21 protein-coding genes and 3 pseudogenes are annotated in these 21,762 nt (G+C 66.0%); 17 read left to right on the top strand and 7 right to left on the bottom strand.

Going from position 1 to position 21,762, the window contains the following annotated elements; genetic code table 11:
* The 3 genes and pseudogenes from Q1B08_RS17770 to Q1B08_RS17760 form a co-directional block, all read right to left on the bottom strand.
* A partial coding sequence (locus tag Q1B08_RS17770; RefSeq protein ID WP_366140050.1) for an alpha/beta fold hydrolase occupies positions 1-425 on the bottom strand: 425 nt, incomplete at its 3' end.
* Positions 426-438: 13 nt separating this feature from the next.
* Positions 439-1,562 (bottom strand): annotated as a pseudogene (locus Q1B08_RS17765) (IS481 family transposase).
* 28 nt (positions 1,563-1,590) lie between these two features.
* The gene (locus Q1B08_RS17760) at positions 1,591-1,827 is read right to left on the bottom strand and encodes a hypothetical protein (protein ID WP_299821827.1); all 237 of its coding nucleotides are present in this window, start codon (positions 1,825-1,827) and stop codon (positions 1,591-1,593) included.
* A 309-nt stretch (positions 1,828-2,136) separates the two neighbouring features.
* Between Q1B08_RS17760 and ggt the strand changes: the two genes are divergently transcribed.
* Together ggt and Q1B08_RS17750 are read left to right on the top strand one after the other, a co-directional pair.
* Complete coding sequence (ggt, locus tag Q1B08_RS17755; RefSeq protein WP_299821825.1) at positions 2,137-3,792, top strand: gamma-glutamyltransferase; 1,656 nt, start codon at positions 2,137-2,139, stop codon at positions 3,790-3,792.
* Positions 3,793-3,795: 3 nt separating this feature from the next.
* The gene (locus tag Q1B08_RS17750; protein ID WP_299821823.1) at positions 3,796-4,755 is read left to right on the top strand and encodes a 2-hydroxyacid dehydrogenase; all 960 of its coding nucleotides are present in this window, start codon (positions 3,796-3,798) and stop codon (positions 4,753-4,755) included.
* Positions 4,756-4,760: 5 nt separating this feature from the next.
* Here Q1B08_RS17750 and Q1B08_RS17745 read toward each other — a convergent pair whose 3' ends face one another.
* A complete protein-coding gene (locus Q1B08_RS17745; RefSeq protein ID WP_366140049.1) occupies positions 4,761-5,609 on the bottom strand; it encodes a LysR substrate-binding domain-containing protein in 849 nt (282 codons plus the stop codon).
* On the opposite strand from Q1B08_RS17745, the gene Q1B08_RS17740 reads away from it, so the two are divergent.
* The 8 genes and pseudogenes from Q1B08_RS17740 (at position 5,602) to Q1B08_RS17705 (ending at position 10,724) form a co-directional block, all read left to right on the top strand.
* Positions 5,602-5,859 (top strand): ABC transporter permease, encoded by a 258-nt coding sequence (locus Q1B08_RS17740; protein ID WP_366140048.1) that lies wholly within the window; start codon positions 5,602-5,604, stop codon positions 5,857-5,859. The genes Q1B08_RS17745 and Q1B08_RS17740 overlap by 8 nt on opposite strands.
* Positions 5,856-6,695 (top strand): ABC transporter permease, encoded by an 840-nt coding sequence (locus tag Q1B08_RS17735; protein ID WP_299821821.1) that lies wholly within the window; start codon positions 5,856-5,858, stop codon positions 6,693-6,695. Before Q1B08_RS17740 ends, Q1B08_RS17735 begins: the two co-directional genes overlap by 4 nt.
* A 17-nt stretch (positions 6,696-6,712) precedes the next feature.
* Complete coding sequence (locus Q1B08_RS17730; protein ID WP_299821819.1) at positions 6,713-6,979, top strand: hypothetical protein; 267 nt, start codon at positions 6,713-6,715, stop codon at positions 6,977-6,979.
* Positions 6,980-6,991: 12 nt separating this feature from the next.
* Positions 6,992-8,296 (top strand): annotated as a pseudogene (locus tag Q1B08_RS17725) (ABC transporter substrate-binding protein); the annotation flags it as partial.
* Complete coding sequence (locus tag Q1B08_RS17720; protein ID WP_299821817.1) at positions 8,293-9,099, top strand: creatininase family protein; 807 nt, start codon at positions 8,293-8,295, stop codon at positions 9,097-9,099. The pseudogene Q1B08_RS17725 and the gene Q1B08_RS17720, both read left to right, overlap by 4 nt.
* Entirely contained in the window at positions 9,096-9,827 is a 732-nt protein-coding gene (locus Q1B08_RS17715) for an ABC transporter ATP-binding protein (RefSeq protein WP_299821815.1), read from the top strand. Before Q1B08_RS17720 ends, Q1B08_RS17715 begins: the two co-directional genes overlap by 4 nt.
* A pseudogene (locus Q1B08_RS17710) lies at positions 9,779-10,382 on the top strand (ATP-binding cassette domain-containing protein); the annotation flags it as partial. The gene Q1B08_RS17715 and the pseudogene Q1B08_RS17710, both read left to right, overlap by 49 nt.
* 24 nt (positions 10,383-10,406) lie before the next feature.
* Complete coding sequence (locus Q1B08_RS17705; RefSeq protein WP_299821811.1) at positions 10,407-10,724, top strand: hypothetical protein; 318 nt, start codon at positions 10,407-10,409, stop codon at positions 10,722-10,724.
* Positions 10,725-11,014: 290 nt separating this feature from the next.
* On the opposite strand, the gene Q1B08_RS17700 is transcribed toward Q1B08_RS17705, so the two are convergent.
* Positions 11,015-13,882: an FAD-binding and (Fe-S)-binding domain-containing protein gene (locus Q1B08_RS17700; protein WP_299821809.1), complete on the bottom strand. Its 2,868-nt coding sequence runs from the start codon at positions 13,880-13,882 to the stop codon at positions 11,015-11,017.
* 167 nt (positions 13,883-14,049) lie between these two features.
* Positions 14,050-14,706 carry a GntR family transcriptional regulator gene (locus Q1B08_RS17695; RefSeq protein WP_299821806.1) on the bottom strand — a complete coding sequence of 219 codons (657 nt, stop codon included), beginning with the start codon at positions 14,704-14,706 and terminating at the stop codon, positions 14,050-14,052.
* A 230-nt stretch (positions 14,707-14,936) separates the two neighbouring features.
* On the opposite strand from Q1B08_RS17695, the gene Q1B08_RS17690 reads away from it, so the two are divergent.
* From Q1B08_RS17690 to Q1B08_RS17660, 7 genes are all read left to right on the top strand, one after another.
* The gene (locus tag Q1B08_RS17690; protein WP_299821804.1) at positions 14,937-15,854 is read left to right on the top strand and encodes a TRAP transporter substrate-binding protein; all 918 of its coding nucleotides are present in this window, start codon (positions 14,937-14,939) and stop codon (positions 15,852-15,854) included.
* Positions 15,851-16,414, top strand: coding sequence for a TRAP transporter small permease subunit (locus tag Q1B08_RS17685; RefSeq protein ID WP_299821802.1), 564 nt, complete (start codon positions 15,851-15,853; stop codon positions 16,412-16,414). The genes Q1B08_RS17690 and Q1B08_RS17685 overlap by 4 nt, the downstream gene beginning before the upstream one ends.
* 3 nt (positions 16,415-16,417) lie before the next feature.
* Positions 16,418-17,701: a TRAP transporter large permease gene (locus tag Q1B08_RS17680; protein ID WP_299821800.1), complete on the top strand. Its 1,284-nt coding sequence runs from the start codon at positions 16,418-16,420 to the stop codon at positions 17,699-17,701.
* Positions 17,702-17,715: 14 nt separating this feature from the next.
* Positions 17,716-18,393 carry an RraA family protein gene (locus Q1B08_RS17675; protein WP_299821798.1) on the top strand — a complete coding sequence of 226 codons (678 nt, stop codon included), beginning with the start codon at positions 17,716-17,718 and terminating at the stop codon, positions 18,391-18,393.
* A gap of 24 nt (positions 18,394-18,417) precedes the next feature.
* Positions 18,418-19,350, top strand: coding sequence for a glyoxylate/hydroxypyruvate reductase A (locus Q1B08_RS17670; protein WP_299821796.1), 933 nt, complete (start codon positions 18,418-18,420; stop codon positions 19,348-19,350).
* Between the two features lie 170 nt (positions 19,351-19,520).
* The gene (locus tag Q1B08_RS17665) at positions 19,521-20,567 is read left to right on the top strand and encodes a D-2-hydroxyacid dehydrogenase (RefSeq protein ID WP_299821794.1); all 1,047 of its coding nucleotides are present in this window, start codon (positions 19,521-19,523) and stop codon (positions 20,565-20,567) included.
* A gap of 344 nt (positions 20,568-20,911) precedes the next feature.
* Positions 20,912-21,079 carry a hypothetical protein gene (locus Q1B08_RS17660; protein ID WP_299821792.1) on the top strand — a complete coding sequence of 56 codons (168 nt, stop codon included), beginning with the start codon at positions 20,912-20,914 and terminating at the stop codon, positions 21,077-21,079.
* A gap of 95 nt (positions 21,080-21,174) precedes the next feature.
* On the opposite strand, the gene Q1B08_RS22105 is transcribed toward Q1B08_RS17660, so the two are convergent.
* Positions 21,175-21,735: a DUF305 domain-containing protein gene (locus Q1B08_RS22105; RefSeq protein ID WP_366140047.1), complete on the bottom strand. Its 561-nt coding sequence runs from the start codon at positions 21,733-21,735 to the stop codon at positions 21,175-21,177.
* Between the last annotated feature and the right edge of the window lie 27 nt (positions 21,736-21,762).

The raw sequence follows: 21,762 nt of genomic DNA, 5'->3' as shown, positions 1-21,762 counted from the left end.
GCCATCGGGCGGCATGTGCTGGCCGGACAGGCGATCTTCGCCGACGACACCCCTGTCCGGATGCTGGCGCCCGGCATAACGACCGTTTCCCCCAAATTCGGCACTGCAAGCAATTCGTGTGTATTCTGGGCCAGTTGGTGCAGGGTATACTGATACTGCTCAGGCTTCGAAGACTTGGAGAAACCGATCTGGTCAGGCGCAACGACGCGGTAGCCTGCGGATGCAAGCGCGACGATCGTCTCTTCCCACGTCGCTGCGCAGAAGTTCTTCCCATGCAGCAGAAGTACTGTACGGCCATTCACGTCACCGCTCGCCGGAACGTCCAGACAGGCCATCTTGAGTTCCTGATGCTGCGATGTGAAGCCGTGGTTCTGGACCTCGTACGGTTGTGAAAGATGGCGTGGGGCAAAGGTAGGTTCGACCATCACGTTGGCGACCCTAGGTGTTCAGTCCCGGCATTTGGTGGATCGGGTTGAGGATGAATCGATCCGGCTCTGAGGTCCGGATCCTGCAGATGTATTCGTAGGACGTGAGGCCGCCGAGGGTCTTGAGCCGCCGGGCGAAGTTGTAAGCGGCCATGAAGTCGTCGAGGTGGGTCCGCAGGTGATCATGGCTGTCGTAGTGGAAGTGCTTGACGGTCAGCCGTCGCCGATCCCCCGGATCGGCTTTGGGCCTCACCGTCCTTGATTGTGCGGCTCATCCGCTCGACTTGGCGGTTTGTCGGGAAAACACTCCCCCGGACTGTTTTCTGATCCTCCAAACTCCACGGATGGTTGGGCTTCGCAAGCCGGCGCTCGATCCCGTTGGCGTCGCAGATCATGTCGAAGCGCATCGGCCGGGAGAGGACGGTGTTCCGGTTTCTCGGTTGCTCTGCGAACTGGATGCGGTTGTCCATTGCCCGACAGGGCATCACGCAGTGATGTCCCGTGAGGGGGTCAGGATCGTGTGGACCTGGTAGGGCACGACCTCGAGCATGTGCTGCAGGAACTCTCAGGCGGTGCGCCTGTCGGCCTTCTCAACCAGCTGGGTGACGGCGAACTTGGCTGTGCGGTCAATGCCCACGAAAAGATAGAGCTTGCCCTCGGCAGTCTGCACCTCGGCGATATCAATGTGGAAGAACCCAATGGGGTAGCGCTTGAACCGCTGCCGCTTCGGTTTGTCCCCCTCGATGTCGGGCAGGCGAGAGATCCCGTGTCGTAGCAGGCAACGGTGCAGCGCCGAACGCGTCAGGTGCGGGATCGTTGGCTGCAGAGCATAAAGGCAGTCGTCCAGCGGCAGTAGCGTGTGACGACGGAATGCGACGATCATTGCTTCTTCCGCCTCGGTCAGGACCGTCGAGCGCGGCTCCTTCGGGCCAGTCTTCATGTCCTCGACTGTCGCCCGCTTCCGCCACTTCGCGACCGTCTTCGGATTGATACCCAGCTCCTGGCTCAGCTGCGAGAGCGAAGCTTGCGATCGCTGTATCGCCGCTCGGACGGCGTGCGTGCCCTCCCGGCAGATTTGCCATGCAAATCGCCTGCCAGGTAACAGGACGTGGCGCTCCCGTGACGAACCTGCCCCATAGTGCCTCCTTCCATTCCCTCGAAACGATCACACCATCAAACCGTGGGATCGAACAGCTAGATCGCTCGAATGCAGTCGAGACCCCGGCATGGACGATTGGGTCGGTGACACGCCGTCCGCCCTTCCCTGCTCGCCCCGGAGCGGATCGCCGATCGGGACGTCGGCGTCGACAAACGTATCGCCGCCAACCCCCGGGTCGGCGCCATGTTCCCACCGGTCGTCATCTTCGTCGTAGCCCTGTTGCGCAACGGCGGATGCGGGCATCGGCGGCATCGTCCGGGGCGAACTCGAGCCCGGTCCGGACGGGAATCCGACCGCCTCGCGGACAGGCTGGGGGATCGTCGCTCGGCCCATATACGTTGTCCACACGATCGCTCCTTCGAGGATGGCATTTCCAGGCTGCTGCCGCGCCGATCACGCCTTGCATGGCCGCTGAACACCGCGATGCCGGATCCGGCCGATGCGGCTGCTCCCCACCGTTGCTCTTGTCATCGGCGGTTCGAGCGGCTTCCTATGTCATCGGACCTCTGACCGAACTCGGCCGAGAAACCCTTAACCGCCGACGGAGATGCCATGCCCCCCCTCCCCTTCACCTGCGAGAAGCGTCCCGCCGCGGGGAGCGCGGGCATGGTCGTCACAAACGCTCCGCTGGGCTCCGCGGCGGGCAGCGAAATGTTGGCGGCGGGCGGCAACGCCGTCGACGCGGCGGTGGCCGCGCTTCTCGCGCTGACCGTGGTGGAGCCGATGATGGTCGGCATTGCCGGCGGCGGGATCGCGCATCTGCGCCTGCCCGACGGTCGGCACGAGATCGTCGACGCGCTGTCCTGCGCCGGGCGCGACATGGATCCCGCGATGTTCGAGCCGGACCCGGACGCGGCCCCCCATGCGCTCGATGCGAAGGACCGGCGGAACCTCGTCGGCGCCTCCGCCGTCGCCGTGCCGGGCAACCTGCGCGGCTGGGAGATGCTGCATGCGCGTCACGGCCGCCTGCCCTTCGCCGATCTGGTGGAACCGGCCCTGCGCGCCGCGGCGCGCGGCTTCACCGTGACGCCCTATCTGAACGGCGCAATCCGCGAGCACGAGGCCGACCTTGCCCGGGACCCCGCGATCGCCCGCCTCCTGCTGCCGGGCGGCCGGCCGGCCGAGCCCGGCACGCGGCTGGTCATGCACGACTACGCCGAAACGCTGCGTCTGGTGCAGGCGGAGGGCGCGGCGGCGCTGCATGGCGGGGCGCTCGGGCGGGCGCTCGTCGAGCGGCTCGACACCGGCGGGCCGGATGCGGGCCGGGTGACGATGGCCGACCTCGAAGGCTACGAGGCGCGGCTGCGCGACGCGATCCGGAGCCCCTATCGCGACCACGTGGTCGTCGGCCCCCCGCCCCCCGCCTCCTCCGGCGTGCATGTCGCGCAGATGCTGAACCTGCTCGAAGGCTACGACCTCCGCGCGATGGGGTTCGGAACGGCCGAAACGATGCACCTTCTGGCCGAAGCGATCCGCGTCGCCTTCGAGGACCGGCGCGCCGCCTCGGGCGACCCGGACTTCGTGGACGTGCCGGTGGACCGTTACGTCTCCAAGGCCTACGCCGACGAGGGCCGGGCCCGGCTGCGCGACGTCGGAGGAACGGGGCGCGCGGCGACCGGGCGCGAGAGCCCCGACACGACCCACGTCACCGTGGCCGATCGCGACGGCATGATCGTGACGGCCACGCATACGCTGAACGGCCTCTTCGGGGCGCGCTTCATGGTGCCCGGAACCGGCATGATCCCGAACAACTACATGTCGAACTACGATCCCCGGCCCGGCCGGGCGCTCTCCATCGCGCCGGGCAAACGGGTGCCGACCTCCATGGCGCCGATGATCGTGCTCCGGGACGAGCGGCCGCGCGTCGCGCTCGGCCTCCCCGGCGGCGTGCGCATCTTCCCCTCCGCGCTGCAGGCCATCGTCAACCTCCTCGATCACGGCATGTCCCTGCAGGAGGCGGTGGAGGCGCCGCGGCTCTGGACCGACGGCGCGCATCTGGAACTCGAGCCGGCCTATGCGCCGATGCGGGACGCGCTCGCGGCCAGAGGCCACGACGTGCGCACGGTCCGCACGATCGGCGGCGGTATGAACGCCATCGCCTTCGAGCCGGACGGCACCATGACCGGCGCCGCCTGCTGGCGCGCCGACGGCACCGTCATCGCCCAGGGCGGCGGCCTCGCCCGGCCGGACGTCCGCTTCGAGCTCTGAGCGATGACCCGCGTCGTCCTGCTCGACCCCGCCGCGCCGGACCGGCTCGATCGCATACGTCCCTACTTGCCCGATGGATGGACGCTCGCCACGGCATCTTCGCGCGCGGCGGAGGATCAGTCGGCGGCCCTTTCCGGCGCGGCCTTCGTGATCACCGGCGACGCGCCGGTGACTGCCGCGATGATGGCCGTTCCGGGCCTGCGCGCGGTACACAAATGGGGCGTGGGCTATGACAATATCGACCTCGACGCCGCCCGCGCGAACGATGTCCGGGTTTTGCGCACCACCGGGTCCAACGCCGTGGCCGTGGCCGAGACGACGCTCGGCCTGATCCTGGCGCTCGGGCGCAACCTCGTTCGCGGCCATTCGGGCATCGCCGCCGGAAACTGGCGCAAGGGCGAACTGGCGCCGAGTTCGACCACGCTTTCCGGACGTCGCGTGGGGATCGTCGGGTTGGGCCATATCGGCGCCGCGCTCGCGCGTCTTCTGGTCGGGTTCGGCTGCGACGTCCTCTACACCAAGCGGCGACCGCTCCCCGGGGCCGAGGCGGCGGCACTCAGCGTGCGGTTTGCGCCGCTCGCCCAGTTGCTGGCCGAGGCGGACGTGGTGACGCTCAATTGCGAGCTCAACGACAGCACGCGGAACATGATCGACCGGGACGCGCTGGCCGCGATGAAACCGGGCGCGCTCCTCGTCAACGCCGCACGCGGGGGAGTTCTCGTGGAGGGCGACCTGGCGGAGGCGATCCGCAGCGGGCATGTTGCAGGTGCGGCGGTCGATGTCTTCGCGGAGGAGCCGATCCGCCCGGGCAATCCTCTTCTCGGGCTCGACCGGGTGATCCTCACCCCGCATATCGCGGCCGTCTCCGCCTCGGGCTTCTCGACCTCGATGACCCGCATCATGCGCAATCTCGACGCCATCGCGAACGGCATGCCCCCGCGGGAGATCGACGTCCTCGTCTGATCCGGTCAGTCCGGAACGCGCATCATCCCGATCTCCGTCGCGATCTCCGCGCTGACCCCGCAGGCCGTGCGGATGAAATCGAGCACGACCGGCGATGTCTCGCCGGACGGCCAGGCGATCAGCAGGTCGATCCCCTGATCGAGCTCGGGCACGGGCCGGAACGCGATGCGCGGCAAGCCCATGCCGGAAATCCAGGCCGGGACGATCGCCGATCCGAGCCCCGAGGCGACATGCGTCGCGATCGTCATCGTGTGGGTGCATGTCTGGACGATGCGCGGATGCACGCCCGCTTGCCGGAACGCCTCCGTGACGACGCCGGAATAGGGCGCGCCGAGGACGTTGGCGTAGCCCAACATGTTCTCGCCCTCGAAATCCGTCAGACGGAGCACGTCGCGGTCCGCGAGGCGGTGCGTGCGTGGCAGCGCCGCGAGAAAGGGCTCGCTGACGAGCCGCCTCGTTTGCATGAACGGCGCCTGCTCCGTGGGCCGGATCAAGGCGATGTTGGTTTCGCCCGCCTCGAGCGTGCGCAGCTGATCGCCCGTTCCGAGATGCCGCACATCGATGATGATCGCGGGCCAGCTTTGTCGGAACGCCTCGATGATCGGCGGCAGCACATGGGTCAGCGCCACCTGAACCCCCGCCACCGTCAGGCGGCCTGTCGATTCGCCGGCCATCGCGTGCGTGTGGGCGATCGCGTAATCCATTCCGTCGAGGAGGTCCCGAGCGTGGCGCAGCATCGTCTCGCCCGCGGGGGTCAGCCGGGTGCGCCGTGTGGTACGATGGAACAGCGCCGATCCCAGCCGATCCTCGAGCAGCTTGATCTGCTGGCTCAGGGGCGCTTGCCGGATGCCCAACGCGGCGATCCCCATCGTCACCGTGATCGGCCTGAACCTCGGACAGCTCATAGCCGGAGCGGTCGTTGTCGAGACCGTTTTCGGCTGGCCCGGCATCGGCCGCCTTCTCGTGCAGGCCGTCTCGGCGCGCGACCTTGCCGTGGTGCAGGCGCTCGTCCTCGTGATCGCCGCGACGATGGTCTTCGCGAACCTCCTCGTCGATCTGGTCTACGGCCTGCTCGATCCGCGCATACGCGGGGGTGCGCAATGAGCCGCCGCCCCTCGCTCACGGTGCTCGCTGCCGCATCCGTCCTCGTCGCCGTCGTCCTCGTCGCTCTGATCGGCAACGTCTTCACGCCCTTCGCGACGACGGATCAGGACCTGCTGAACCGGCTCGCCCGCCCGGCCTTCCTCGGCGGTCCCGCGGAATATCCGCTCGGCACCGACCGGATCGGACGGGACATGGTGGCACGGCTCGTGGACGGGTTGCGCATGTCGCTTTCGGTGGCACTTGCCGGGACGCTCATCGGGGCGGTCTTCGGGACGCTGGTGGGTTTCGTCGCGGCGCATTTCCGCGGCCTCGTGGAAGAGGGGCTGATGATGCTCGTCGATTTGCAGGCCTCGCTGCCCTTCATCCTGATCGCGCTCACGCTCCTGGCGTTCTTCGGCAACTCGCTCACGCTTTTCATCCTGCTCATCGGCCTCTTCGGGTGGGAGACCTACGCCCGCCTCGCGCGCGGCGTCGTGCTCTCCGCGACGTCACAGCCCTACGCCAAGGCGATCGTCGCGCTCGGCGCGCATCCGGTACGACTCTACCTGCGCCATGTCCTGCCGAATGTCGCCTCGGCGCTCATCGTCCAGCTGACGCTGACCTTTCCCCAGATAATCCTTCTCGAAACCTCGCTGTCCTTTCTGGGTCTGGGCATCCAGCCCCCTTTGACGAGCCTCGGACAGATCCTCGACGACGGGCGCGACTACCTCTCGACGGCGTGGTGGATCTCGGTCTGGCCCGGCACGCTCATCTTCGTGATCACCCTGTCCATGTCGATCCTGGGAGACGCCCTGCGCGACAGGCTCGACCCGATGCTCAAGCAACGAACCACCTGAACCTGAGGAGTCATCCCATGATAACGAGACGGACGTTCGGAAAGTATTCCATCGGTGCGGGGGTTTTGACGCTGCCGCGCTACGCACGTCCGGTCCGGGCGCAGGGCGAGCGACCGACGCTCACCGTCGCGGTCGACAACCTCTGGGCCAACATCGCGCCGATCAACGGTATCTCCACCACCACGCGGCGGTTCTTTCCCAACATCTACTCCCATCTCGTCGAGCGGGATTACCTGGCCCAGGAGCAGGGGCTCGACCTGAAGCCCGGCATCGCGACGAAATAGAGCCGCGACGGCAAGGTCTGGACGCTGAAGCTCCGGGAAAACGTCAAGTTCCACAACGGCGAGACGATGACGGCGGAGGACTTGGCCTTCACGCTGGGACCGGAGCGCCTCTGGGGCGAGAAGCCGTTCGAACCGCGCGGCAAGACGTTCACCGCCGGCTTCGTCCGCGTGGAGGCGGTGGACGACCTGACCGTCGAGATCGAGACGGAAGCGGAGGATCCCTACATTCCCGGCAAACTGACCGGCTATATCGGCTTCGTCGTGCCGAAAGCGCATTACCTCGAGGTGGGTGTCGACGCCTTCGGGCAGGCGCCGGTCGGCACCGGCCCCTATCGCGTCGCCACGTTCCGGTCGGGCGAGGTGCTCGAGCTCGAGGCGTTCGATGAGTACTGGGACGGCCCGCCCCCCGCCGCCAGGGTGATCTGGCGAATCGTGCCGGAATTCGCCGGGCGGATGGCGGGTCTCGTATCGGGCGAGTTCGACTTCATGGTCAACATTCCCACCGACCAGGAACCACAGCTCGAAAGCTACGACGGTGTCACCGTTACCCGCGCGCTGGCCAACAATTATTCGGCTTTCGCCTTCAACACGCGCCCTGATCCGGAGGACAATCCGCTCGTCGACGTGAACCTCCGCAAGGGAATGGTGCAGGCCATCGACATGGACGCGATCGTGCAAGCGCTCTTCGGGGACAACACGTTCCATCCGGACGTGCCCTTCAACTTCCCGGAATACGGTGACTTCTACCGCCCGGACATGGAAAACCCCCTGCCTTACGACCCCGACGCCGCCCGGGAGAAGATCGCGGCATCGGGCTATGACGGACAGGTTCTCGACTGGTACATCACCCGGCAGTTCTATCCCAACTACGAAGCCGCCGCCGAGATAATGGTCGAGATGTGGCGTCAGGTCGGGGTCAACGTGCGGGCCGAAATCCTCGACAATTTCGAGCTGGTCTACACCCGCCCCTACCACATGATGAACATGTCGATGTCGACGGACTTCATTCCGGGCGACCCCTACCAGCCGCTCTGGCTCGACTGGGGCCCGACCTCGAGCCGGGCGACCGCACAGTGGAAGACCTGGGATCCGACGCCCGAATATCTCGCCGCGGGGCGCGAATTCGAAGCTGCCATCACCTTCGAGGAACGCCGTGCGGCCTTCGAGAAGCTGCGCGAAGCCTGGCTCGACGTGTATCCCGGATATTATCTCTGGAAGAGCGTCTACAACTGGGCCCACCGCTCCGATATCGAGTGGATCGCGCGGCCCGACGGGGAAATGCGGATGTTCGGCGACTACCTCACCCTGCCGGCATGAAGCACGCGCTCCAGGACATGACGGCTGCGGAGTTCCGCGACCGTCTGCCCCAGAACCCGGTCATCCTCCTGCCGCTCGGCAGTCAGGAGGTGCAGGGTCCGCATTGCCCGATGGGGGATTTCACGCTGACCGCCGGCATCGCGGACGCGGCGGCGCGGCGTTCGGGCGCTGTGGTCGCGCCCTGCCTGCCCTTCGGCTACGCCGAGTTCTTCCGTCCCTTTCCGGGCGGGATGCAGCTGCGCGCCTCGACCTTCCGCGCCGTGATCCGGGACATGGTCGAAGCGTTTCTCGATCATGGGCTGGACCGGATCCTGATCCTCAACGGCCATTCCTCCAACGCCGCCCTTATCGATGAGACACTGCGCGACATCCGCCGGGCGAGCGGCATCGCCGTGGCTTCGATCGACCTGTGGCGCTCCATTCCGAACGAGCTCTGGACACGGCTTCACGGCGAGCGCTCGGACGAAGCGCGGGGTCATGGCGGCGACCCCATCACCTCCGTCTGCATGTACCTGCATCCCGAACGGATGCGCCCCGAACTTGCCCGGCCCTCCGCGCGCGGCAAAGCCTTCGGCCTGCCGATGTCCGGCACGGGCGGGGTGACCTTCGACGGCGTGCCGGTCAACCTGCCGCTCGATGCCGACGAGGTGAACCCGGACGGCATGATCGGCGGCGACCCCGCCCTCGCCTCTGCCGAGATCGGGCGCGCGATCTTCGAGCATCTGGCAGATCACTGCGCCCGTTTCGCCGTCCACATGGCCGCGAGCGACCCGCGCAACCCCGCGGGGCCCGTCGGGCGATGACGGAACCGCTCCTCGACATCCGCAGCCTCCGCGTCCCGCTTCCCCCGGGCGCCGACCGCCCCTTCGCCGTCGACGGGCTCGACCTGACGCTCGAGAAGGGTGAGATCCTCTGCATCGTGGGCGAGACGGGCTCCGGCAAGTCGCTCAGCGCCTTCGCGACGATGGGCCTCCTGCCGCCGAACCTGCCGCAGCCCTCGGGCGAAATCCGGTTCGAGGGACGTGACCTGCTTCGTCTCACCCCGACCGAACGACGGCGGCTGACCGGGCGGCGGCTCGCCATGGTGTTTCAGGAGCCGATCGCCGTGCTCAATCCCGTCTACCGCGTCGGCGAGCAGGTGGCGGAGGTCTTCCGGCTCCATACCGACATGAAGGAAACCGAGATCCGCCAAAGGGTGATCCAGCTCTTCGGAGAGGTGCGCCTGCCCAATCCGGAACAGGTCGTCCGGGCCTATCCCCACCAGCTCTCGGGCGGACAATGCCAGCGCGTGATGATCGCGACCGCGCTCGCCCTCGATCCCGCAATCCTCATCGCGGACGAGCCGACGACGGCCCTCGACGTCACCACGCAAGCCCGCATCCTGCAGCTGATGCTCGACCTGCGGCGGCAGCACGATACGGCATCCTTTTCATCACGCACGATTTCGGCGTCGTCGCCGAGATTGCCGACCGCGTGGGCGTCATGCGTCACGGGCAACTCGTCGAAATCGGCACGGCAGAGGAGGTGCTGACCCGTCCGAAGGCCGATTATACCCGCGAGCTGCTCGAAGCCGTGCCGCGCCTCCAGCCGCGCGCGCCGCGAACGAACCTCGGAGAGCCTGCGCTGTCCGCGCGAGGTGTCGCCAGGACGTTCCGCACCCGCACGCTCTTCGGCAAGTTGCGTGAGGTGCGTGCACTCGACCGGGTCGATATCGCCATCAGACGTGGCGAAACGCTGGGACTGGTGGGCGAGAGCGGCAGCGGAAAATCGACGCTCGCGCAATGCGTGATCAGACTGGAACGGCCTGATGAGGGAACGCTCGCGATCGCCGGAAGCGACTTCACGAACCTCGAAGGCCCCACTCTGCGCGCGGCGCGAAAGTGTGTTCAGATCGTCTTCCAGGACCCCTATACCGCGCTCGACCCGCGGCAGACGGCGGGGGGCGCCATCGCGGAAGGCCCGATCATCCACGGGCTGGCTCGTCCGGACGCGCGACGACGCGCGACCGAATTGCTGCAGGCCGTGGGACTCGACGCCTCCGCCGCCGAACGCTTTCCGCACGAGTTCTCGGGGGCAGCGTCAGCGGATCTGCATCGCCCGTGCGCTCGCCGTGGAGCCGGACCTGCTTATCGCTGATGAAAGCGTCTCCGGCCTCGACGTTTCCGTACAGGCGCAGATCCTCGATCTGCTGGCTCGCATGCAGGAACGGCTGCGCTTCGGGCTTCTGTTCATCACCCATGACCTACGCGTGGCGAGCCGCATCTGCGACCGGATCACCGTCATGCGCGGCGGCCGCATCGTCGAGGAGGGGCCGTCGGACGAACTTTTCGCCAATCCGCGCGAGGCCTATACCCGTAAGCTTCTCGCCGCCGTGCCGGGGCGCGACAGGCGCTTTCACTCCGATCGGACAGGGAATGACCCGTCGTGAAAACGTACCGCATCGGGTCGAAGACGGGCGCAAACGGGGCGCTGGTGCTTCCCGTGGCGGAGGCAAAAGATATCTCGATCAAGGAGCAAGCAAGGCAAGCGCGTGGGATCCGCAATCGCGGCCGCAATGCGGGGGCGAAAAGTCTGGTGATCCATCGGGCGCGGGCACGAAGATGCGCGCCGACCTCGACCTCTTGCCCCGATGGCCGATACATGCCCTTTTCGACCGGGATGGCTGTGAATACGGCATCGTGTGATGCGCTTCTGGCTCCTGCCGTTGAAGCCTTCGTGTCAGATCGAGCTTTCGAGTGCCTCCGCCGGGTGTCGGATGTTCGTTCCGGTCAGCCGTCGAACCTGCGACCGGCATGAAAAGCCTGTCGCCAGCGGCACCCGGCTCCCGTCAGCCAATTCCGCCCTCCAGGACAGATCGAAAATCCCGACGGACATCTCGCGGTGTTCCGCCTCGTGGCCGAACAATCCCGCCATCCCGCAGCAGCCGGTCCGTGCGATGCGGAGATCGTGACCCATCGCTTCGAACACTCGCTTCCAACGAAGGGGTACGTCGGGATCACCGGTCTTTTCGGAGCAATGTGCCAAAAGACTGAACTGGCCCGGCCGAACGGCACGCGGCAGGCGACCGTCCTCCCGAAGCCGGTCCAGGACGATGTCGAGGCCGACCGGGCGTGCCGACTGCAAGTCCACGATCTCCGACCAGGCCTGGACCGCGACCGGCTCCACCCCGACGAGTGGTCCGGTGGCCGCCAAGGCCTCGAGCCGGCGTCGGATCGCGACACGGGCCCGATCCCGTGCCGGGAGATAGCCGCGAACGTCGAGCGCCTTGGCGTTCGCGATCGGGCCCGAATAGGCCACGTTTGCCCCGCAAGCCTCCAGCAATGTTGCGGCGGCGCATGGAACCTCGACATCGTAGAGACCCGTAAAGCTATCGATCGCGAGGACGATTTCGGCGGAGGCGACGCCCTCGGCGCGTGGAGTGGCCAAGTGGCTCTCGACGGCCCGCGACGCGAAGCGCGGCAGGTCGACAAGCCCGAACCCGCGCCGGAGCACCGTGCGCGCCGCGTGACTTCCGAGAACGGCGTTCGACAGACGAGGAAAGTTTCGCGCCAGAAGCGTCGCGGGCTCCATGATGCGGACGAACCGATCGCGCGCGGACCGGGCGCGGTTTTCGTGACGCATGTGGAGAAACCGGGCCTTCATGGTCGGGATGTCCACCTTGACGGGACACCGCGACGCGCAGGCGCGGCACGACAGACAGGTTTCCAGCGAAGACGCAAGCGCGCGCTCCACCGAAGCCGTGGCTGGCGCGTCCGGTCCCGCGACCGCGCGCAGCCGCAACCAGTCGCGCATCAGCGCCGCGCGGCCCCGCGGCGATTGCGACCCGTCCCGGATGACCTTGTAGGACGGGCACATCGTCTCGGCCGCGTCCCAGTGATGGCAGGCCGCGTTGCCGTTGCACGACAGAGCGGATTCGAATTGCTCCGCGGCGGCGGGCGCGACCAAAGCATCGGCGGTGCCACGTATCGGAGCTTCGTCGATACGCACGAGCGACGCGTCCGTGTCCTCCGGAACGGCGAGCTTGCCAGGATTGAGCAGGTTGTCCGGGTCGAAGGCCCTCTTGATGCGGCGAAGGACGTCGTGGAGTTCTTCACCGAAGAACAGTGGCGAATATTCCGCTCGAAACCCGCGTCCGTGCTCGCCCCAGAGAAGGCCTCCGCATTCCTTCGTCAGGCTGGCGACGGCATCGCTGACCTCGCGGATCATCTTGCGATCGTCCGGATCGGTCATGTCGAGGAGGGGGCGAACATGAAGGCAGCCGACGTCCGCATGTCCATACATTCCGTATTCGATCCTGCGTTCATCGAGGATCGCACGAAACCTGGCGACGAAATTTGGCAGCGCGGCCGGCGGCACGGCGCAATCCTCAACGAAGGCGACACCGCGACGACGCCCTTCGACCGCCCCGAGCAGACCGACCGATTGCGAGCGGATCGACCAGATGCCGGCGACCGCCCCTGCGTCCTCGATGGCCTTGAAGGCAGGGCCTCCGGGCCTGCGCACCAGCTCGGCCAGCCGCTCGAGCCGCTCGGCAACCTCCGCCTTCGTCTCTCCCGCGAATTCGACGACGAGGAACGCCCCAGCGGAGCCGATACCGCCGAAGCCGGCCTGCAATTCGGTCCAGACCGGGTCGCGGCGCGCCAGCGCGAGCACGCGATCGTCGAGTATCTCGACAGCAAGCGGATCCGTTTCGAGCAGGCGGCCCACATCGCCGAGCGCTTCCATGAAGTCGTCGTACGCCAGAAGGCCGAGAGCGGTGCAGGCGGGCTTCCGCGTGACCTTCAAGGTGATGGTGCCGGTCAGGGCAAGTGTCCCTTCCGATCCGGCAAGAAGCTTCACGAGGTCGACACGGCCATCGCCCGACACGGCGTCGCGGAGATTGTAACCGGTCAGGCCGCGAACCATGTCGGGAAACGTGGACCCGACGAGCGCCTGCCGAGGCAGCAACTCGGCACGAAGCATTTCGGCGAGGCGAGCCTGAAACGGGTCGCCCTGGTCGATCTCGCCCGCTCTCACATGGTGGATGGAGCCGTCGGCCAGAACGATCTCGATGGCTGCGACATGGTCCGAGCTTCGCCCATACTTCCGGGATCCCTTCCCCGACGCATCGGTCGCGAGCATTCCCCCGATCGTCGCACGCGTGGCGGTCGACACGGAGGGGGCGAAGAAAGCATCGTGGCCGGCCAGGTAGGCGTTGAGCTGGTCGAGTACGACGCCCGGCTGGAGCGTCACGGTCATCGTTTGCAGATCGAAATCGAGGATCCTGCGCATGTGTCGCGACAGATCCACCATGACCCCTGTGGTGAGAGACTGCCCGTTCGTCCCGGTCCCGCCGCCCCGGGCGACGAGCGCTACGCGGTGCCGCGTTGCAAGGCGGCACAGAATGCCGAGATCCGCCGTCTCGCGCGGGAATACGACCGCACCGGGTTCGATCCGGTAGATCGAGTTGTCGACGGCCCAGGCACCCCGCGCGCCCGGCTCCGCCAGAATGTCGCCCTGCCATTCCGACGCATCCAGATCACGTAACAGCGCATCGATAAGGTTCGGGTCGACCTGAACCACCTCTCCACTTTCAAAAGGCGCCAATTCCTGACCTCCACAAAAATCAACTCCGCTCGCATCCTGGAAGTTCGTCCTGATCGGTATCCGATACCTCGCAATTCCCGCCCTTGCCGTTCGCATTCGGCGCAATGCCGGGCGGCGCCCCGCCGTCACACAGCCTCGGCCGATCGCTGATCGTCAGCCAGACCCGTTCATTTCGTGTCCAGCAACTGGGGCATCATTCGCAGATGGCGCACAAGCGCGTCGAGCGCCGCATCGCGATCATGCGCTTCGAGCGCGACGAGCAGTTCGCGATGCTCCCGAACGATCGTCCCGCCGGAATCGGCACTGGATTTTCGCGCCAGCACCGAAACCCGCGCATTGTTCGCCCGCAATCCATCGAAAACCTGCAAAAGGACGACGTTGCCTGCCGTCGCCACGATAGCCCGATGGAAAAGCCAGTTCGTCTCGACATTCGCGAGTACATCCTCGATCGGTATCGAAGCCTGCTGATCACAGAGGTCCTCGAGTTCCGCCGGTACCTTACGCTTCTCGGAGCAAATCTTCTCGATCGCACGACTTTCGATCATCAGCCGAACCTCGCAGAAATCGCGCAGTTCGGCAGCCAGTATCGGACGGACCATCGCACCTCTACGGGGATGCAGGTCCAGATAGCCTTCCGCGGCGAGACGATGGAGCGCTTCCCGAACCGGGGAGCGCGAAACACCCACGGCTTCCGCCATCGCCACTTCCTCGACGAACGTCCCCGGCCCGAACACGCCTGTCAAAAGCCGGGATCGGATACCTTCATAAGCCCGCTCGCGAGCAGAGACATCGTTGCCACCTTTCGCAACGTCCATCCGTTTCATCGATTTTCCTCTCGCTTTCCGGACGCAGGCTACCTCGCAGAAAATCTCAAGTATACAAGACGCAGACAACGTGTATGGTTCGAAAGATGCCTTCGGCCGTCCAACGGCCGGGAAAACCGGCGGAGACCCGACACGACAGAGAGGATACTCCCATGATTCGTTCGATCTGGTTCGCGACAGCCTTTGCGTTCGCGGCAACTTCGAATGCGCACGCAGAGACGACCTGGCGCATGGCGACGAAGCAACCCGTGGATAGCCCCGAAGGTCAGATATTCGAACTCTTCGCCGACCTGACGGAGGAATACACGAATGGCGAACTGGTCGTTCAGGTCTTCCCGAACGAGCAGCTCGGAAAGGAAGACGCGGTCCTCGAGCAGCTTCAGGCCAACATCATCCAGATCTATGCGGAAGGCTTCGGCTACATGAAGAAGTGGGAGCCGGCGCTCGCTTGGCTCTCGGCGCCCTTCGCCTTCGACGATTACGACCACTGGCAGCGGTTCATGACCTCCGACACGGTCGACGCCTGGTTCGACAGCGCCGCCGAGCAATCCGGCGTGCGACCCCTGGGCGACCCCACGCGCATCCTGCGCGGACCGTTCCGGGTGATGGTCTCGAATGTGCCCGTCGAATCCGCCGAGGCGATCGAAGGCGTCAAGATACGGATGCACGAGAACAAGGTCGCGATCGAGACGTGGGACCATCTCGGCGCGGAGGTCATCACGTTGCCTTGGACCGAGGTCTACCAAGGCATCCAGAAGGGCATCGTCGAGGCCGTCAACTCGCCGATCGCGCTCGTGGAATCGATGCGGTTCAACGAGGTTGCGCCTTACATCACGCGTCACGACGAATACTGGCAATCGGTCGGCTTCATGGTGAACGAGGCCGCGCTGAACGACCTGTCGAAGGAGACGCGCGCGGGCCTGATGCGGGCATATGACGAGGCGGGTACGGAATCGCAGGAACTTATGTCGAGCGTCGCCGACAAGAGCATCGCCGACATGGAAGCGGACGGCGCGACCTACACCGTCCTCGACACCGCCCCCCTCGTCGAGAAGATGCAAACCTACTACGATGAGATGGCCGCCTCCGGGGCGTTGCCGGACGGATTCCTCGAAGCGATCGAAGCGGCGCGGGCCTCCGACTCGTGACGCCCTACGAGCAGCACGGGGAGGGTCCGATCCAGCGGACCCTCCTCGCGCTCGACCGCACGAGCTGGACCCTCGGCGGCGTGTTCCTCTGGATGTCCAACGCCTGCCTTCTGGTCATGCTGAGCCTCACGGCCGCGACAATCGTCCTCCGCCCGCTCGGCATGGCGCCCTACTGGATGTGGCCGTGGACGATGGTGTTCTTCATCTGGCTCAGCTTCTTCGGGTTCTTCGCACTCTATGCCCGGCTGAAAGACGTGCGGATCGACTTTCTGGCCGAACGGATGGGCACCTGGGGCATGGCGGTCACGCGGGTGATCTCCAACCTCGCGACCCTCCTCGTGACCGGCGTGCTGCTGTCCCAGGTGCAGACAATCGTGGCCACGTCGCGCGGGGTCTACGACGGCGCGATCCTGCCGGACGGGTTCGAGCTGCCGCGGCTGGCCCTCTCTATCCCCCTCATCGTATCGACCGCGCTCATCGCCATTGCCGCCATCATCGACCTTCTGAAGATGGCCGCCGGGCTGCCGGAGAATGTCGGCCCGCAACACCCGGAGCTGTAAGCATTGGCCTGGATCCTGTTCGGCGCATTCATCGCCCTCATCCTGCTGCGCGTGCCGATCTCGATCGCCATCGGGGCGGCGACCGTGCTCACCTTCCTGACCTCCGACTTTTCGACGGCGTTGCAGATCATCCCGCAGCAGATGCTCGAGGGCGTGAACAAGGCCTCGCTCACCGCGGTGCCGTTCTTCATCATGGCTGGCAACCTGATGAACGCCACCGGCGTGACGGAGCGTATCTTCGCCTTCGCCAACGCACTTGTCGGACACATGAAGGCCGGCCTCGCGCAGGTGAACGTGCTGTCGTCGATGATCTTCGCGGGCATTTCCGGCGCGGCGGTCGCCGATTGCGCGGGTCTCGGCGCCATCGAGATCAAGGCCATGCGAGAGCGGGGCTACAAGGCGGATTTCGCCGCCGCGATCACCGTCGTCTCGTCGGTCATCGGACCGCTCATCCCTCCGTCGATCGGTCTCGTCATCTACGCGTTCCTCGCGCAGCAATCCATCGAGCGCATGTTCCTCGCCGGTCTCGCTCCCGGCGTCCTGGTCGGCCTTTCGCTCATGGCCTACATCCGGGTCAGGGCCACCTACCAGGATTTTCCGACCCAGCCCCGCGCCTCGCTGCGCGAAGTGGCCGGAACCGCCTGGCACGGATTGGCTGCCCTCGTGGCGCCCGCCATCATCCTCGGATCGATCCTGGTCGGCTTCGTCACCGCCACCGAGGCGGGGGTGCTGGCCTCGATCTACTGCATCGGCCTCGGCCTATGGTACCGGGAACTGACCTTGGCCGCCTTCATGAAGGCGTTGAGCGAGACGGCGATGATGACGGCGGTCATCATGATCATCATCGCCTTTTCGATCGCCATGGGCTGGCTTCTCGCCATCGAGCAGACCCCGCAGAAACTCGCGGACTGGACCTTTTCGCTGACCGACAACAAGAACGTGTTCCTGGCGCTGATGCTGGTATTCATCATCCTCGTGGGCTGCGTCGTGGAGGGCGTGCCGGCGAAGCTGATCCTCGTGCCGACGCTTCTTCCGATCATCGACGCCTACGGAATCGACCGCGTTCATTTCGGCATCATCATCCAGCTCGGCCTGCTCATCGGCATCGCGACGCCGCCGATGGGCATCGGTCTCTACATCGTCTCCGAGGTCGGGCGCGTGAAGTTCGAGAGGGTGACGATGGCTGTGCTGCCGATGCTCGTGCCGCTCTTCGCGATGCTCATCCTGCTGACCTATGTACCGCAGATCTCAACGTTCCTTCCCGACCTCGTCCTCGGCCCTCAATAGCGAGACCTAAGTCCATGTCGAACCTCGTCTACAAGTTGAACCCGATGCCCGAGCGCATCCCGCAGGAAAAGCTCGACCGTCTCGCAAAGCTCGAGACGGCGACAATCGGGCATTTCTACCATTTCGGTTTCGCGCATCCCGCGATCCAGCCGGTCCTGCCCGGCAAGGTCGTCGCAGCCACGGTGGCGACACTGGCGATCCCCGGCCTCGATTCGACGCTCCTGCATCATTGCCTGAGTCAGACCGGCCCTGGCTACTTCATGGCCGTGGACCGGCTGGGCGACACCAAATACGCCTGCTGGGGCGGCGGCGTGACCCGGATGGCCGCGATGATGGGTCTCGCGGGCGCCTGCGTCGATGGCCCCCACACCGACACCGCCGAAGTCGAGGAGCAGGGTTTCCCGATCTGGTCGCGCGGCCCCTCCCCGGTGACGACGCGCCTCTACGACAGCGGCGGCGGCTTCAACATCCCGGTCAGCATCGGCGGTGCCGCGGTCCTGCCGGGTTACGCCGTCCTCGCGGATCCCTCGGGCGTCCTGTTCATCGCGCCCGAGGACCTGGACGAGGTCCTTTCGCAGGGCGAAACCAAGACGGAACGGGGCCGCATGAATGAGGCGCGTATCACCGATGGCACCCATCTGGGCGAAATGTCCGGCGCGACCGCGATGGTCGCCGCGAAGACCGCCGGCTGAACGGCTGGAAAGGAAGAACCCCATATGACCGTCGCCGTCTACCTGCCGCTCGAGGAAAAGACCCATTGGTGGGTGGAGCAGCTCTCGGCCCTCCTGCCCGACCACGAGGTCGTGCCGCTCGACGCCGTGTCCGACCCCGGAACGGTGCGCTATGCCGTGGTATGGCGCCCCCGGACAGGGGATCTCGCGCGGTTCGCGGCCCTGAAGGCAATCGTATCGATCGGGGCGGGCATCGACCATGTCCTCGCCGACGGGGCCCTGCCCGCGTGCGTTCCGATCATCCGCACGACGGGGCGCGACCTGACGCAACGGATGCGCGAATACGTGGCGCTCCATGTGCTACGCCATCACCGCGACATGCCGCGCCAGTTGCGCGCCCAAGCGGAGAGGGACTGGCATGCCATCGTCGTCCCCGTCGCGCCCAACCGGACCGTCGGTGTGATGGGGCTCGGCAATCTCGGGGCGGCCGCGGCGGAAACGCTCGCGGGACTGGGCTTCGCCACGCGCGGATGGTCGCGGCGCGGGCGGGACGTTCCGGGGGTCGAGACCTTCGCGGGAGCGGAGGGGCTCGGTGCGTTCCTGTCGGGCTGCGAAATCCTGGTAAATCTGTTGCCCCTGACCGCCGACACGCGCGGCATCCTCGACAGGTCGCTCTTCGACAAGCTGCCGCGCGGCGCGTGCGTCATCAATTGCGCCCGCGGGCCGCATCTAGTGGACGACGACCTTCTCGCGGCGCTGGATGCCGGGCAGATCAAGCAGGCGACCCTCGACGTCTTCAACGAGGAGCCGCTTCCCGCCAAGCATCCGTTCTGGACGCGGTCCGACATCACCGTCACGCCGCATGTGGCTTCGCAGATCGACCCGGGCACCGGCGCGCGGCTTATCGCGAAGAACATCCGGACCTTCGAGGTCACCGGCGCCTGCGACGACCTTGCCGATGCCGAGCGCGGCTACTGACGCCAGGCGTGCTGGCGGCGTGAGATTCCCTGACCGTGGAATGTCCGATCCCCCGGCTGGCCATGGTGAGCGAAGAAGGTCCCTGCGTCCACGAGCGACGTCCCGAACGGGCGAAAGGGGTCAATTACGCCGCCTGCCTGCTCCGAACTTGGCCGAAAAGGACAACCGGCATGCTCAATGCCTTCATATCCACTCCGCTCGAGACGGCACAGGTCGATCGCATTCGGGCCGCCGCGGCAGGTCGGGTCGAAGTGATTTACGAACCCGACCTACTGCCGCCGGTCCGGTACCGGGGCGACCACAAGGGCGTGGACGGCTATGTCCGCGCACCGGAGGCACAGGAACGGTTCGCCCGTCACCTGGTGGACGCGCATATCCTCTTCGACATGCCGCCGCTTCACATGCTGCCGGTCCGCGACCTGTCCTTCGCGCCGAACCTGCGATGGGTGCAGACCACGAGTTCCGGCGTCGGTCCCGTGATCGAGGCCCTTGGCCTGAAGAACAGCGGCGTGCTCGTCACAACCGCCCGCGGGGTCCATGCGGTGCCGCTCGCGGAATTCGCGATGATGGCGATCCTGATGCATGTGAAGGACCTTCCCCGCCTGCGCGCCGATCAGGCCGACCACCGCTGGGAACGCCGTTGCGGTGAAAGCCTCGTCGGGAAGCGTGTGGCGATCATCGGCGCGGGCGAGGTCGGTGGCCGGGTGGCCGATGTCTGCCGCTTTCACGGAATGCGCGTCGCTGCGATGAGCCGCACCCTTACCGCGCGGATGGGACAGGAAAGAGGTTACGGCGAGGTCTTCACCCGCGCCGATCTCGCCCGCGTTGCCGGCGAAAGCGACGCGATAGTGCTGACCGTGCCGCATACGCCGGAGACGGACGGAATGATCGACCGCACGGTGCTTGCGGCGATCCGGAGCGACGCGGTGTTCGTCAACATCGCGCGGGGGAGCGTCGTCGACGAAGGCGCCCTGATCGAAGCCCTGCAAGCGCGCCGCATCGGGTTCGCTGCGCTCGACGTGACCGCGGTCGAGCCTTTGCCGGAAGACAGCCCGCTCTGGGATCTTCCAAACGTGTTGATCAGCCCCCATTCGGCTTCGACCGTCGCTCAGGAGAACGGGCTCATCGCCGACCTGTTCATGCACAACATGGATTGCCTCCTGCGCGACGAGCCGGAGCGAATGCGCAACCGCTTCGACATGGAGGCGGGTTACTGACGCCGGCCGGGCGAGCGTTGCAAGCGGCATGTCGAGACGAAGTCTTCGCGCCAACCCGGCAGGGGAGACGAGCGCTGAGCCGGCGGTGTCGCCTGAAAACCCGGACGGAAGGTTCAAGCAGGACGCAGGTCGCCGGTTGCGGCCCTCTCGGCTCGATCGGCGGTCTGAAAGGGCAGGATCGTATCGTCCATCACCTTTACCTTATCGAACGGGTAAGGCGGGGTAGAATGAGGTGATGCCCTTTGCGGTGGTGCAGAAGGACCGCGCCCGACTCTACGGGAGTGATCGTCAGGCGCGACGCTGGTGAACGTCAATTCCAGCATGTCCTCTCGCGATACCACCGAATGGATCGGGATGCGGAAAAGAAGCGGGACGCGGGGCTGAAACCGGAGAACCCCGGCGATCCCGGCCTTTTTCAGCCCGCGTTCGCCAAGGAACTTTCCCATCTGCCCGCAGGTGACGAGAACCTGATTACGCGCAGGGATGCTATCACCGAAGATCAGGGTTCATAGAGCGTTTCGACGCGTTCCGGCACCGATGGTGAAGCCTGAAGTATCCGATCCACCGGCGCCGGTTTCAGCTGCGTCCCCTGCTTCCTTCGACCCTCCTACCTGTCGTGCTGGGCGCGCCAGGCCTCGAGGAACGCGACCTCCGCTTCCTGCGCTGCGATGATCGCCTCGGCCAGTTGGCGAAGTTCCGGATCCTTGCCGTGCTCGAGAAGGATCTGCGCCATCTCGATGGCGCCCTGATGATGCCCGATCATGCCCCGGACGAAATCGATGTCCGCATCGCCGGTCAGCTCGATATCCATGGCCGCGTGCATCGCGGCGTTCGCGGCGCGATATGCCTCGGCCGCGGTCGAATCCGGTCGGGCGGCTCCGGGCGCCATATTGCCGTGGTCCATCCCGCCCATCGCCTCGCCGTGGTCCATCCCTTTCATCATCTGGCCATGCTCCACGGACCCGGCCGACATATCCCCGTGGTGCATGTCCTCCATCATCCGGTCATGCTCCGTGGGCGAAGCTTCGCTGCTCCCCGACGCGTTTTGGGCGAACGCCCCCGTTGCCGACCCGCCGGCAAGGAGGAGCGCCAGAGCACCGGCCAATACAACCTGTTCATTTCTCTTCATGTCTCGTCTTCCTGTTTGATACGTCTGCACTTGCTTCATCCCTGATCGGGGTCGCTTCCGCGGCTG

Origin of the sequence: uncultured Jannaschia sp., assembly GCF_947494025.1 — a bacterium.
Taxonomy (GTDB): domain Bacteria; phylum Pseudomonadota; class Alphaproteobacteria; order Rhodobacterales; family Rhodobacteraceae; genus Jannaschia.
Note: the sequence above shows the minus strand (reverse complement) of the source record. Positions and strands in the feature narration are given on the sequence as shown.

Coding starts and splice junctions, on each gene's coding strand:
- Q1B08_RS17760 (WP_299821827.1), bottom strand. CDS start 1,827: ATGCCCGCATCCGCCGTTGCGCAACAGGGCTACGACGAAGATGACGAC.
- Q1B08_RS17675 (WP_299821798.1), top strand. CDS start 17,716: ATGTCGAACCTCGTCTACAAGTTGAACCCGATGCCCGAGCGCATCCCG.
- Q1B08_RS17730 (WP_299821819.1), top strand. CDS start 6,713: ATGATAACGAGACGGACGTTCGGAAAGTATTCCATCGGTGCGGGGGTT.
- Q1B08_RS17720 (WP_299821817.1), top strand. CDS start 8,293: ATGAAGCACGCGCTCCAGGACATGACGGCTGCGGAGTTCCGCGACCGT.
- Q1B08_RS17715 (WP_299821815.1), top strand. CDS start 9,096: ATGACGGAACCGCTCCTCGACATCCGCAGCCTCCGCGTCCCGCTTCCC.
- Q1B08_RS22105 (WP_366140047.1), bottom strand. CDS start 21,735: ATGAAGCAAGTGCAGACGTATCAAACAGGAAGACGAGACATGAAGAGA.
- ggt (WP_299821825.1), top strand. CDS start 2,137: ATGCCCCCCCTCCCCTTCACCTGCGAGAAGCGTCCCGCCGCGGGGAGC.
- Q1B08_RS17735 (WP_299821821.1), top strand. CDS start 5,856: ATGAGCCGCCGCCCCTCGCTCACGGTGCTCGCTGCCGCATCCGTCCTC.
- Q1B08_RS17665 (WP_299821794.1), top strand. CDS start 19,521: ATGCTCAATGCCTTCATATCCACTCCGCTCGAGACGGCACAGGTCGAT.
- Q1B08_RS17740 (WP_366140048.1), top strand. CDS start 5,602: ATGCCCAACGCGGCGATCCCCATCGTCACCGTGATCGGCCTGAACCTC.
- Q1B08_RS17695 (WP_299821806.1), bottom strand. CDS start 14,706: ATGAAACGGATGGACGTTGCGAAAGGTGGCAACGATGTCTCTGCTCGC.
- Q1B08_RS17660 (WP_299821792.1), top strand. CDS start 20,912: ATGGATCGGGATGCGGAAAAGAAGCGGGACGCGGGGCTGAAACCGGAG.
- Q1B08_RS17690 (WP_299821804.1), top strand. CDS start 14,937: ATGGCGACGAAGCAACCCGTGGATAGCCCCGAAGGTCAGATATTCGAA.
- Q1B08_RS17670 (WP_299821796.1), top strand. CDS start 18,418: ATGACCGTCGCCGTCTACCTGCCGCTCGAGGAAAAGACCCATTGGTGG.
- Q1B08_RS17750 (WP_299821823.1), top strand. CDS start 3,796: ATGACCCGCGTCGTCCTGCTCGACCCCGCCGCGCCGGACCGGCTCGAT.